The following is an 11,493-nucleotide window of genomic DNA, read 5'->3' as shown; positions in this document are numbered from 1 at the left end:
GTTATTATTCTCGTTGGTGTGGTATCGGCGGCGGTCTCAGGCGCGCAGCGACTCCAGATAGCTGATCAGGCCGGCGCCGCAGTGATTGAGCGGTTCCTTGCTCTGCGCATTCTTGGCGATGCCGATGCAGCCGGTCAAGGCGGCCACAATGAAGGTGGCGACCTGTTCGCAGTCCACGTCGGCCCGGATCCGGCCCCGGGCGCGGCCGCGCTCCAGCGCCCGTGCCAACCAGGCACGCCAGTCCTGGTACACCGCGTCGATGCGCCGGCGGAAGCCCTCGTCCAGCGGCGACATCTCCTGGGCCAGGTTGTTGAGCGGACAGCCCAGGGTGGTGATCTGATCCCCGGCCAGGCGATCCATGTGCCTGATGGTATGAATGATGCTGCTCAGTGGATCCTCGGCCTGCTCCAGCGGCTTGCGCCAGATGTCGCTGATGATCCCGCGGATCACATCCTCGACCACCGCGTAGCCCAGGGCCTGCTTGTTGGGGAAATGATGATACAGCGCACCCTTGGTCAGCCCGGTGGCCTTGAGCACGTCATCCAGACGCGTGCCCTGGTAGCCGTGACGGTAGACCTCCTGATAGGCGGATTCCAGGATGCGCCGGCGGGTGGCGTCCGGATTGCGGGTGCGGTGGCGTTCTTCGGTTGACATAAGTCTGACCATGATACGGGGCGCGATCTCTGGCGTCCCCTCTTTTGTCCCATCGTTTTCAATGCCTGCAAGAACAGTAGCTTATAAATACATACTCATTTACTTGACTTTTCCTCAGGTGAGGGTCTATTTTACATACCAACTGGTTTGTTTTCCAGGCCCATACCGGCGAAGGAGGCCTTTGATGACCGGCACACCCATCCAGACCCGCCCCGCCCGGGACATGGCCCGGCCCTTGCCGGAAGGCAGTTTTACCGTTTTCCTCCGGGGCAGACCCATCACCGCGACCCTGACACCCCGTGCCCGCCGGGCGGCTGAGGCGCTCGGCGCCGCGATGGTGGTGGAGATGGAGTTGTTTTTCAGCTGTCTGCTGCGCAAGCGTCTACGCTTTCACCAGGCGGATACCGCACCGGAGTCGGTACTGGAACCGGTCGAGCTTTATCCCGGCCTCAGCCTGCTGTTCCGCCCCATCGTCGCCGAAGTCTGCAATATCGATACCCTGGAAGGCGAGCCGCCGGTCAGGACCATGCCGGCGAAGCGAGCCGATGCCTTTATCCCGAAATGGGTGAGCATCGATCACCGTTCCGGTGATTGGGTGGGTGAATTCGGCTATTGAAGCCGGCGCGTGCCGTCCCGCGCACAAGACAACATGACGGCAATAAAGGGACCCTGTACATGACCGATCGAGGAGACCTCACATGACTGAACCGAATGCACAGATGGACCAGTGGCTGAACCAGAAGCTCGACGAACTGTTGCCGCAGAAGCTCCAGGCCATCGAACAGAGCAAGACCCCGAGCATGGCGCTGATCGCCACCAAGGGCACCCTGGACTGGGCCTATCCGCCCTTCATCCTGGCCTCCACCGCCGCGGCCCTGGGCTGGGACACCCACATCTTCTTCACCTTCTACGGCCTGCTGCTGCTGAAGAAGGAGATCCCCTCCGAGGTCAGCCCGCTGGGCAACCCGGCCATGCCGATGAAGATGCCCTTCGGTCCCAAGTGGTTCCAGAACATCACCTGGCCGATGCCCAACCTGATCATGGCCGGCATCCCGGGCTTCGAGAAGGTCGCCACCTCCCTGATGAAGAAGACCTTCAAGAACAAGGGCGTGGCCACGGTCGAGGAACTGCGCGAGCTGTGCATCGAGGCTGAGGTGAAGATGTCCGCCTGCCAGATGACGGTGGACGTGTTCGGCTTCGATTCCAGCGAGTTCATCGACGGCCTGGATTATGTCGGCGCGACCTACTTCATGCCGGTGGCGCGCGAGTCCGACGTCTGCCTGTTCATCTGATTCCGTCGCTCACTCCCTTAATACAACAACCCGCGCATCTGCGCGGGTTTTTTTATGGGGTGAGGAGTGAGGAGCGAGGAAGAAGTCCGGCTGGCTGGAAACGCAGGGCCTGGGGTAAACTCTGCGGGTATCACAACAAGGAATTCCTGCATGTCAGATACCGCTAAATTCGACCGCGCCGTCGAACTGATCGACGCCGCCAATCGCGAAGACCCCAACCAGGAAACCGTCGACGGTGAAAGCTGGCCCAAGGAACTGCTCTACGGTCATCGCATGAGCGACATGATCGAGCGTTTCGACCCGCAGGCCGACGCCGCCGCCAAACTGGCCGTGCGCGCGCAGCATATCCAGCGCTGGAAATCGCCTCGCAGCGATTACCCGATGGACCGCAAGGGCTACCATCAGTGGCGCACCGCCCTCTATGATTTCCATGCCGAAACCGTCGGCGCCCTGCTGGAACAGGCCGGCTACGACGAGGCCTTCGTCGACCGCGTCAAGCAGGCTGTGGGCAAGAAGGCGCTCAAGCGCAACCCGGACACCCAGATGGTGGAGGACATCGCCGCCCTCGTCTTCATCGAACACTACATGGAAGAGTTCGCCGGCAAGCACCCTGAATACGATGAGGAGAAGTGGATCACCATCATCCAGCGCACCTGGCGCAAGATGTCGCCGCGGGCACAGGAATTCGCTCTGACCGGCGGCATCCAGCTGCCTGAGGCGCTGGTGCCGCTGATTCAGAAGGCGGTAGCGGAATAACCGCGAAAACGGCTATTCGCAGGGCGGAATCCGGGCGTCGGGCAGCGTCTCGACCGACTTGAAGCCCTGTGCCTCGGCGGCATCAAGATCCGTCGCGTCGATGGTGTAGACATTGATCCGGCCGGTCGCCGCCCCGCACATGGCGGGGTAGGCCCTGCCGTCCCGGGCCTTCTGTCCGCAGATCACCTCCACCCCGGCATTGACCAGCTCACGCCGCATATTCTCGACAGTTATTCCGCCGTCCTCACACTGCACCGAGCCATCATATTTATACACACTGAGCAATTGCGCCTGCCGGGTATGGGTACAGCCGGCAACGACAGTACAGGTCATCAGTGAGAACAGGGCAATAAGCTGTAGTGGTTTCATGGCGACTCCTCGAATGACTCCTTCATGCAGGTGGCGATGACAGCGACTCAACCCTTGCGGATCATCTCCTCGATCTCGGCAACTGTGGTCTTCCACTCCCCGGTCTCGTTGCCCCCCTGCGCCATCAGTTCCATCAGTCGGTAGGCGAGCCGGCGGGTCTCGGGCGTCATGTCCTTCAGCTTGTTCAGCAGGTAGAGATACTGACCGTTCTCGGCGGACAGTGTCTTGAGCAGGGCAAACAACAGCAGTGAAGCGCCGCCATGGGTGTTGTCACTGACGATCTGTCGGGTTTCCTCCAGGACGGTTAGATCCATGACTGTTCCTTGAATCATTAAAATCTCAACGCAAAGGCGTTTATTACTTCGATTCCAGCTTCGCGGTCTGCACCACCTGGTCGCGCAGGTAGACCGGCACCGCCTGCCCGGCGCTGACGCTCCGGCCCTGCCGGTACAGTTGCAGGGCCAGGGGAATCATGTCGGCGGCGTGCGGCAGGGCCTCGGGTTCGTACTGGACGATGCGCCCGGTGCAGTGGTTGTTCAGGGCGTCACCGTAGGCCTTCCAGCCGCTGCCGCGGGCCTGCCATTCGCCTCTGCCGGGACAGGTCACGCGGTCCGGCGGGCACACGGCCTCCTCCACGACCGGCTGCATGACGCCGTCGCGGTCGCGGCTAAAAGCGGCCCAGTAGACCTCGTGCATGCGGGCGTCGATGGCGGCGAGCACCGCGTCGTTGTCGGCGCCCTGTGCCAGGGTGGCAAGGGTCGAGACCGGGATGACAGGCAATCCGGCGGCAAAGGCCAGGCCCTGGGTAATGCCGGCGGCGATGCGCAGGCCGGTGAAGCTGCCGGGACCGCGGCCGAAGGCAATGGCGTCGAGCTGCTGCAGTTTCAGACCGGCCTCGCTCAGCAGCACCTCGATCATCGGCAGCAGGTTGCGCGCATGGCCGCGCGGGTCCACCAGGCAGCGCGAGGTGATATCTCCCTGCACATACAGGGCGGCACTGCAGGCCTCGGTGGCCGTATCCAGGGCCAGGATGCGATCGGCGGCGGCGGTCATGCGCGGGCCTGCTCTCCCTTGTCGGTCATGCCTGCAGCGAAGAAGGCCTCGACCTCACGCAGCTCGCGCGTGAGCGGCATGGGCGGCAGGCTGCGGCGGAACACCCGGCCGTAGGGCTTGTTGAGCAGGCGCGGATCGCACAGCACCAGTACGCCGCGGTCGGCGGCGTCGCGGATCAAGCGGCCCACACCCTGCTTGAGGGTGATGACCGCACCCGGCACCTGAAACTCCATGAAGGGATTGCCGCCGGCCTCGCGCAGCCGATCGATGCGGGCCTGTACCACCGGATCGCCGGGAGCGGCGAAGGGCAGCTTGTCGATCAGCACCAGTGACAGGGCCTCGCCGCGCACGTCCACTCCTTCCCAGAAGCTGCTGGTGCCGAGCAGCACGGCGTTGCCGAGCTCGCGGAAGCGGCGCAGCAGTTCGCGCTTGGGCATCTGGCCCTGCACCAGTACCGGGTACTCGGATTCCTGCAGCCGGTCGGCCGCCGCCTGCAGGGCGCGATGGCTGGTGAACAACAGGAAGGCGCGGCCGCCGCTGGCCTCGATCAGGTGCTCGGCGTGATCCATCACGGCGCCGGTGTAGCTGGGACTGTTGGGTTCGGGCAGCGCCGGCGGCACATACAGCAGGCTGTTGGACTGAAAATCGAACGGGCTTTCAAGCTGCAGGGTGTGCGGCTCATGCAGGCCCAGCTGGCCGGTGAAATGATGAAAGTCCTGTCCCACGGCCAGGGTCGCGGAAGTGAAGACCCAGGTCGCCGGCAGCCGCGCCAGTTGCTGCTGAAAGATGCCGGCCACGTTCAATGGCGTGAGATGGATGGCGAAGCTGCGGGTATAGGTTTCCAGCCATTGGACGTACTCGCCGTCAGCCTCAGCGCAGACGCGGGCCAGCTTGTGGGCAAGCTGCTCGGCCCGGTGCCAGCAGCCTTCCAGGCCCTTGCCGCGCGGCGCGGCGGTCTCCAGCCAGGTACGCAGCTGCTCCAGCACCGACCTGAGATCCGCCAGCGCGGACTCCACCTCCGGCTTGTGGCGGATATCCTTCCAGGGCAGGCGGCGGTTGCCCTGACCGAAGGCCAGACGCAGGTCGGCGGCGGCCTTGTCCAGCGCATCGGCACTGTCGGGCAGGTTCTGCATGTCGCCTGCCTCGCGCAGGTGCTCGGCCTTTGCATCGCGGGCCAGCTGCTGCAGCTGACGGCTGCCCAGGCTCAGCCCGAAGAACTGCGCAGCGGTCTCGGGGAGCTGATGCGCCTCGTCGATCACCACTACCTCGGCGCCGGGCAGCAGTTCGCCGAAGCCTTCCTCCTTGAGCGCCATGTCGGCACTGAGCAGATGATGGTTGACCACCACCACCTCGGCCTCCTGGGCGCGGCGCCGGGCCTTGAGTACGAAGCAGTCACGGTAGGACGGACAGTCGCTGCCCAGGCAGTTGTCGGCCGTGGAGGTTACGCGCGGCCAGACCGGCGCATCCTCGGGGACATCGCTCAACTCGCTGACATCACCGGTACGGGTGCGGCCGGACCAGTCGTTGATGGCCTGCACCTCGGCCGCCTGGCGGCGGCGGGCGAAGCGCCCTTCCTCCAGGGTGAGTTGTAGTCGGTGCAGACACAGGTAATTCGATCGGCCCTTGAGCAGGGCGAGCTTCGGCTGCACGCCCAGCGCCTCGCACACCCGCGGCAGGTCGCTGTGGAACAGCTGATCCTGCAGATGGCGGGTGCCGGTCGAGAGAATGGCGCGCTTGCCGCTGTGCAGCACCGGCACCAGGTAGGCGTAGGTCTTGCCGGTGCCGGTGCCGGCCTCGACCACCAGCTGCTCGCGGGCGTCGATGGCCTGCTCCACGGCTGCCGCCATGCGCAGCTGCGGTTCGCGCACATTGAAGCCGCTGACCAGTTCGGCGAAGGGGCCGGTACTGCCGAGGAGTTCGAAGGCTGTCGAGTCGAGTTCGGTCACGATAGGGTAGGGTTCTGGTGAGTCAACAAGTAGGTCGGATTAGCCCGCAGGGCGTAATCCGACTCGTACCGGGCTGTGTCGGGTTACGCTACGCTAACCCGACCTACGGGCCTGCGCCGGAATGACGGTGATCCGATTAATTCCACCCTGTGTCTTCTGCGTTGATGCCGCCCTCAGCCCTCGTCATTCTCGAGGACGCCCTCCTCCCGGGTCCAGACCAGGCGGCCGATGGCCTTGAAACGGGCGATGGACAAGGGACCGCGCTTGCTGCGTTTGCTGGCGGCGGCCGCGTCGATGGTCTCGATGATGACATCGCGGTCGGCCTCGTAGATCTCGGTAGGCTCGTAGCTGTCGTCCATCAGCACCAGCACCACGCTGTCCCAGTCCCTGTCCAGCTTGAGCTGGCCAAGGCGGTGGCCGGACTTGCTCTCATCGAAGATGGTGCGGCACTTGATCTGGATGCGGCGGCCCTCGCGCGCACCGCGGCCGACGGCATCAAAGCCGGCCTGGCGGTCCTCGGCCAGTTCCAGATCGAGCAATCGGGCGGCGTCGTTCTCAGCGATCTCGGCGCTGATGCCGGGCAACGGCTTACCGGTGGCGCGCCAGTAGTCGGCGGCCAGTCGCCGGGCCTGGGAGATCAGCTTGTCGACGGCGTAGGGGTTCTCGTCCTCGGCCGGCCTGTCGTTAGGGTTTGATTCCGGTTCGGCCATGATGCCCGGTCGCTCCAGTTGAACCGGGCTGTGCCGCGTTCTGCCCGGTAGACGCTTCCTCCTCCCCTCGACGGGGAGGCCGCAGGGGGCGAGCAGGCAGTCCCAGTCAAACTCACCCTCCCTCACCCCTCCCATCGAGGGAGAGCAGAAGAATGTGGGCATTCTACAACGTTGACAGCCGGTTAGCGAAAGGCTTCTGCCCGGCGTTCGGCCTCCACCGCGCCGGGTTCGTCCCCCAGCTGGCGTCGGGCCCGGGCGATCAGGCGCCAGTTGCGCGTCTGCAGCAGGCGATCGCCGCCGGCGAGGCTGTTCGATTTGGCCGCCAGTTGTTCGGCCTGGCGGAACTGGCCCTGCTGCAGCCGGACCTCGGCCAGACGGTTCCACAGCACCGGATTGCGCGGCTCGATGCGCAGACCGCGTTCCAGTGACACGGCCGCCGCCGACCAGTCACGCTCGCGGCTGGCCGCCTCGGCCTGACCGAGCAGGCTGGCCACGGCCGGGCTGCCGGCCGGCGGGGCGGCGCGCTCCAACGGTATTACCTCCACGGTCGTGGGGGCCTGATCCACGCTGCGGGGTGAGCTTGACACAGCGCCGCCGATATCCGATTCCGCCGGACTGCCGGCGTCGATCACCGGGGCACGCTCGCCCGGCGGCGCGGTGGCGCAGGCCGCGAGCAGCAGAGCGCTCAGCGGCAGAAAACGCAGCAGGATTTGTGTCAATCGAACCATTGCCTGAACCAGTTGCCGGGGCCGGAGTTGTCGCCATGGGCGCAGGGCGCCAGGGTTTCGGGCGCGGTGCCCTCGATGAAGGGCCATTGTACCCGATCCTCGCAGCCACGGTCGGCCCGCAGTCCGCTGGCCGGGTCGATTTCGACCAGACTCACCCCGGCCGCCGGGGTGTAGATCGAGGGCAACACCCCGCTGCGCGCCATGATCTCGCTCCACAGCTGCAGCGCGCCCTGGCTGCCGGTCAGCCCCATGCTGCGGTTGTCGTCGCGCCCGACCCAGACCACCATCAGGCGGTCGTCGTCGTAGCCGGCGAACCAGCTGTCGCGCAAATCGTCGGTAGTGCCGGTCTTGCCCGCCAGGCCCGTGTCCGCGCCGAAGCGCGCGCCCAGGGCCTTCGCGGTCCCGCGCCTGGCCACCTCGCGCAGGGCGTATTGTACCAAGGATACGGCGGCCGGATCGGCCACCCGCTGTACCTCCAGCGGATAGCGCTGCAGCGGCAGGCCCTCGGCATCGACCACTTCGCGGATCGCCTGCAGCGGCGAGCGGAAACCATTGGCCGCCAGGCCCTGATACAGCTGGGTGACTTCCAGCGGGGTCAGTTCCAGCGCACCCAGCAGCAGCGAGGGCAGCGGCCGGATGTCGTCCGGATAGCCCATCCGCCGCAGGGTCTGGATGATCGGTTCCAGCCCGATGTCCAGCCCCATCCGGGCGGTGGGTACGTTCAGTGATTCCACCAGGGCATCGATCAGCAGCACCTCGCCGCGGAACTGCTTGTCGTAGTTGCGCGGCTGCCAGGCATCGCCCACCGGCATGTCCAGGGTGAGGGGGGCATCCTGCAACCGGCTGGCCAGGCTGTAGGCGCGTGAATCCAGCGCGGTCAGGTAGACGAAGGGCTTGATCAGGGACCCCACCTGGCGCCGTGCCTCCAGTGCCCGGTTGAAGCCGGCGGCGTGCGGGTCGCGGTCGCCGAGCAGGGCCAGCACCTCGCCGTTCTGGTAGCGGGTCACGATCACCGCGGTCTGCAGGGCCCCGGCCTCGATCCGGTAGCCGCGCTCCAGCTGCCCCAGCCGGGCCTCGGCCTGAGTCTCGACCGTACGCTGCAGCAGCGGATCCAGGGTGGTGAAGATGCGCAGACCCTCGGAACGCAGATCCTCCTCGCGGTAGTCGCGCTGCAGCTGGTGGCGCACCAGTTCCAGGAAGGCGGGATGGGCGTTGCTGGCCAGGCGGCGTTTCTCCACCACGCCGAGCGGCCGGGCCTTGAGCCGGGCGGCCTCGGCGGGTTCGAACCGGCCCTGTTCGGCCAGCAGGTCCAGCACCAGGTTGCGCCGCTCCCGAGCCCGCTGTGGATGGCGACGCGGGTCGTAATAGGACGGCCCCTTGACCATCCCCACCAGCAACGCCATCTGCTCCGGGGCCAGCGCCTCCAGCGCGCGACCGAAATAGAAGCGACTGGCCAGACCGAAGCCGTGGATGCTGCGCGCCCCGTCCTGGCCCAGGTAGACCTCGTTGAGATAGGCCTCGAGGATTTCATTCTTGTCGTAATGCAACTCCAGCAGCAGGGCCATCAGGGCCTCGTTGCCCTTGCGCACCAGGGTCCGTTCCCGGGTGAGGAAGAAGTTCTTGACCAGTTGCTGGGTCAGGGTGCTGCCGCCCTGCACCACTCCGCCGGCGCGGATATTGGCGAACAGGGCGCGGGCGATGCCGCGCAGCGAGATGCCGCTGTGCTCGTAGAAACCGCGGTCCTCGGTCACGATCAGGGCAGCGGTGAGGAACTCCGGCACCGCGTCCAGACTGACCAGGATTCGGTCCTCGCCGTGGGTGGGGTAGATGCTCGCGATCTGCTCAGGTTCCAGGCGGACGATCGGCACCGCCCGACCGCCGGCCAGTTCATTGATGCCACTGATGCGGTCGCCGGCGAAATCGATGCGCAGGCGCCGCGCCGGCTCTTCGGCATCCCAGAAGCGGAAGCGTTGGGTATGCAGGTGAAACCGGCTGCGGTCGCGCGAGAACTCGCCCGGATGGCGCAGGGCCGGCACCTGCTGGTAACCCACGCGTTCCAACGCGGCGGCAAACCGTGCCGGGCTCAGTTCCAGACCGGCATACAGTTCCAGCGGCTGGGCATAGACACGCGCCGGCAGCGCCCAGCGCTGGCCCTCGAACTTGGCCCGGATGGTCGCATCCAGATAGACGCCATACCCCGCCGCCACCACCAGTACTGCCAGCAGCAGCCGGAACCAGGGAAAACTGCGCTGCGGGCGCTTCTTGCGGGATCGGGATGCGGAACCTTTGCGGGAGGATGTTTTCTTGCGGCGGCTTGCCATGCCTGCTGATCCGTCTTGCAACAGCGGGCAAGGGTACGTCAGGCGCAATCCGATTGCCAGATTGACTCGCCGGTGCTGAGACTCAGTTCTGTTTCCGGCCCGACAGCAGGGCGTCGATGTCCTCGTCGCTCAGGGTCGCGTCCCCGTCGCTGTCGAGGTCGATGTCCTTCAGGGTATTGATACCGGCGTGGTTACCTTCCTCGTCGGATGCGCCGGTATCGTCTGCTGTACCGCTTGCCGTGCCCGGCGCCGGCGACTGTTCCGGCGGCGGTTCGTCGGCTGTGGACGCGGTGGCTTCCAGCAGGGCGTCGATATCCTCGACCGCTGCCGTTTCGGGCTCTGCCTGCGGTTCAGCAGCGGTTGCGGGCGCGGCATCCATGTCATTCAATCTCTCATCCGCGTCAACGGTCTCGATCCCGTCCCCGGCCGCCATCGCTGCGATATCGGGATCTGCGTGCGTCTGCACCTGCGTGTCATCGACGGGTTCGGGATCGGGGCTCGGCTCGCTTGCCGTTGCTGCGGCCTCCGACTCTGCATTCAGCACGTCTTCTTCCTGCGCCGCTTCGACACCGGCCCCGGGCTGCGACTCGCGCTCGGCGTCGGCGGTCGTATCCTGCACCCCCAGAAAGTCATCCAGCTGCGACTGCAGCGACTGGATCTGGTCACGCAGCATGCTGTTCTCGTCCTCGAGCACCATGACGCAGGTGCCCAGTTCCTGGTTCGAGCGCTGGATCTTTTCCATGGCGTCGCGCAACTCCACCGAGGTTTCCTTTTCGCCGACGGACTGTTTGAGCATGGTCTGCAGCCGGCTGATGGTCTGCTGCTGGCTGCCGACCAGATTACGCAGCATGTCGGAATCCGGACTGGACTGATAACCGCCCGCCTCCGTTCCCGATGCTGTCGACTTGCCCATCACTTCGAGCGAACGTTCGAGTTCGAGACTGCTGGCCTCGGCGTCCTGGAGCCTGGCGATGATCTCGCGCATCTCCTCGGACTCGCCCATTTCCTGCTCCAGCAGCTGGCGCAGTTCGCGCATCACGTCCTGCTGGTTGCCGACCACGGTGCGCAGGTGCGACAGCTGGCTTTCCAACTGCTGTTCGCGTGCCAGTGCGTCGCTGTCGGCATCCGGTTCGCTGACGGGCTCCGTTTCCGCCGTCCCGACTGCGGCCGGGGTGAAGGTCGCCAGCAGGCTATGCATCTGCTCCACGATATGCCGGCGCCGCGCCTGCGGATCCTGGCGCATGTCCTGGGTATCCAGTTCCAGTTGCAGGAACTGGTGGCGCGCAGCCAGCATCTGGCGCACCTGCGCCTGCTCGTCAGCGGAATCGGACTCGGGGTCGGCTGCGCTGCCGGACTCCGGCGCTGCATCCGAGCCCAGCATGACGCTGGAGGCATCCAACTCCTCACGCAGGAAATCGGAAAAGCTCCGGCTCTGGTCAACGGCGGCGGCGTGTGTGGACGCTGCATCTGCAACCGGTGGCTCGGACGCGGTGGCCGGTTCGCCGCGCTGCTGCAGCGAGGCAGTGAGGTGGGCAATGGTGCGGTTGTTCCGGCGGTTGCGCACATACAGCCAGCCGGCCACGACGGAGACCAGCAGCAGGACCTCCAGGATGGCGAGCATGCCGTATATGTGCAGTTGTATCATGGCATCGGCCTGTTGCGAT

At 65.6% G+C, this 11,493-nt stretch carries 12 protein-coding genes; 3 read left to right on the top strand and 9 right to left on the bottom strand.

The features are described 5' to 3' along the window. Positions 1-36 precede the first annotated feature (36 nt). Positions 37-654 (bottom strand): TetR/AcrR family transcriptional regulator, encoded by a 618-nt coding sequence (locus tag CFK21_RS08735; RefSeq protein ID WP_172844280.1) that lies wholly within the window; start codon positions 652-654, stop codon positions 37-39. Positions 655-838: 184 nt separating this feature from the next. Between CFK21_RS08735 and CFK21_RS08730 the strand changes: the two genes are divergently transcribed. The 3 genes from CFK21_RS08730 to CFK21_RS08720 all read left to right on the top strand — a co-directional run bounded on the left by CFK21_RS08730 (position 839) and on the right by CFK21_RS08720 (position 2,702). Further along, positions 839-1,270, top strand: coding sequence for a hypothetical protein (locus CFK21_RS08730; RefSeq protein ID WP_096366298.1), 432 nt, complete (start codon positions 839-841; stop codon positions 1,268-1,270). A 184-nt stretch (positions 1,271-1,454) separates the two neighbouring features. After that, on the top strand, positions 1,455-1,946 hold the full coding sequence (gene dsrE2, locus CFK21_RS08725; protein WP_197703049.1) for a sulfur carrier protein DsrE2: 492 nt from the start codon (positions 1,455-1,457) through the stop codon (positions 1,944-1,946). 150 nt (positions 1,947-2,096) lie between these two features. Next, a complete protein-coding gene (locus CFK21_RS08720; RefSeq protein WP_096366296.1) occupies positions 2,097-2,702 on the top strand; it encodes a DUF4202 domain-containing protein in 606 nt (201 codons plus the stop codon). Positions 2,703-2,714: 12 nt separating this feature from the next. Here the strand turns inward: CFK21_RS08720 and CFK21_RS15215 are convergent, their stop codons facing one another. From CFK21_RS15215 to CFK21_RS08680, 8 genes are all read right to left on the bottom strand, one after another. Beyond that, a complete protein-coding gene (locus CFK21_RS15215; protein ID WP_157745551.1) occupies positions 2,715-3,071 on the bottom strand; it encodes a hypothetical protein in 357 nt (118 codons plus the stop codon). Between the two features lie 47 nt (positions 3,072-3,118). Beyond that, positions 3,119-3,385, bottom strand: a complete 267-nt coding sequence (locus CFK21_RS08710) for a hypothetical protein (protein ID WP_096366294.1) — start codon at positions 3,383-3,385, stop codon at positions 3,119-3,121. 43 nt (positions 3,386-3,428) lie between these two features. Then, on the bottom strand, positions 3,429-4,124 hold the full coding sequence (gene tsaB, locus CFK21_RS08705; protein ID WP_096366293.1) for a tRNA (adenosine(37)-N6)-threonylcarbamoyltransferase complex dimerization subunit type 1 TsaB: 696 nt from the start codon (positions 4,122-4,124) through the stop codon (positions 3,429-3,431). Next, on the bottom strand, positions 4,121-6,070 hold the full coding sequence (locus CFK21_RS08700; RefSeq protein WP_231971484.1) for an ATP-dependent DNA helicase: 1,950 nt from the start codon (positions 6,068-6,070) through the stop codon (positions 4,121-4,123). The genes tsaB and CFK21_RS08700 overlap by 4 nt, the downstream gene beginning before the upstream one ends. A gap of 173 nt (positions 6,071-6,243) precedes the next feature. Continuing rightward, positions 6,244-6,780 carry a hypothetical protein gene (locus tag CFK21_RS08695; protein WP_096366292.1) on the bottom strand — a complete coding sequence of 179 codons (537 nt, stop codon included), beginning with the start codon at positions 6,778-6,780 and terminating at the stop codon, positions 6,244-6,246. 182 nt (positions 6,781-6,962) lie between these two features. Further along, entirely contained in the window at positions 6,963-7,499 is a 537-nt protein-coding gene (locus CFK21_RS08690; protein WP_096366291.1) for a tetratricopeptide repeat protein, read from the bottom strand. Then, positions 7,496-9,829, bottom strand: a complete 2,334-nt coding sequence (mrcB, locus tag CFK21_RS08685) for a penicillin-binding protein 1B (RefSeq protein ID WP_096366290.1) — start codon at positions 9,827-9,829, stop codon at positions 7,496-7,498. The genes CFK21_RS08690 and mrcB overlap by 4 nt, the downstream gene beginning before the upstream one ends. A gap of 82 nt (positions 9,830-9,911) precedes the next feature. Further along, positions 9,912-11,474 (bottom strand): hypothetical protein, encoded by a 1,563-nt coding sequence (locus CFK21_RS08680; protein ID WP_157745548.1) that lies wholly within the window; start codon positions 11,472-11,474, stop codon positions 9,912-9,914. Between the last annotated feature and the right edge of the window lie 19 nt (positions 11,475-11,493).

Source organism: Thiohalobacter thiocyanaticus (genome assembly GCF_002356355.1).
Lineage (GTDB): Bacteria > Pseudomonadota > Gammaproteobacteria > Thiohalobacterales > Thiohalobacteraceae > Thiohalobacter > Thiohalobacter thiocyanaticus_A.
This window is presented reverse-complemented; position numbering and strand designations above follow the sequence as displayed.

What these genes read in the sequence shown, in the direction of transcription:
- CFK21_RS08735 (WP_172844280.1), bottom strand. Translation starts at nt 654, where the DNA reads ATGTCAACCGAAGAACGCCACCGCACCCGCAATCCGGACGCCACCCGC.
- CFK21_RS08730 (WP_096366298.1), top strand. Translation starts at nt 839, where the DNA reads ATGACCGGCACACCCATCCAGACCCGCCCCGCCCGGGACATGGCCCGG.
- dsrE2 (WP_197703049.1), top strand. Translation starts at nt 1,455, where the DNA reads ATGGCGCTGATCGCCACCAAGGGCACCCTGGACTGGGCCTATCCGCCC.
- CFK21_RS08720 (WP_096366296.1), top strand. Translation starts at nt 2,097, where the DNA reads ATGTCAGATACCGCTAAATTCGACCGCGCCGTCGAACTGATCGACGCC.
- CFK21_RS15215 (WP_157745551.1), bottom strand. Translation starts at nt 3,071, where the DNA reads ATGAAACCACTACAGCTTATTGCCCTGTTCTCACTGATGACCTGTACT.
- CFK21_RS08710 (WP_096366294.1), bottom strand. Translation starts at nt 3,385, where the DNA reads ATGGATCTAACCGTCCTGGAGGAAACCCGACAGATCGTCAGTGACAAC.
- tsaB (WP_096366293.1), bottom strand. Translation starts at nt 4,124, where the DNA reads ATGACCGCCGCCGCCGATCGCATCCTGGCCCTGGATACGGCCACCGAG.
- CFK21_RS08695 (WP_096366292.1), bottom strand. Translation starts at nt 6,780, where the DNA reads ATGGCCGAACCGGAATCAAACCCTAACGACAGGCCGGCCGAGGACGAG.
- mrcB (WP_096366290.1), bottom strand. Translation starts at nt 9,829, where the DNA reads ATGGCAAGCCGCCGCAAGAAAACATCCTCCCGCAAAGGTTCCGCATCC.
- CFK21_RS08680 (WP_157745548.1), bottom strand. Translation starts at nt 11,474, where the DNA reads ATGATACAACTGCACATATACGGCATGCTCGCCATCCTGGAGGTCCTG.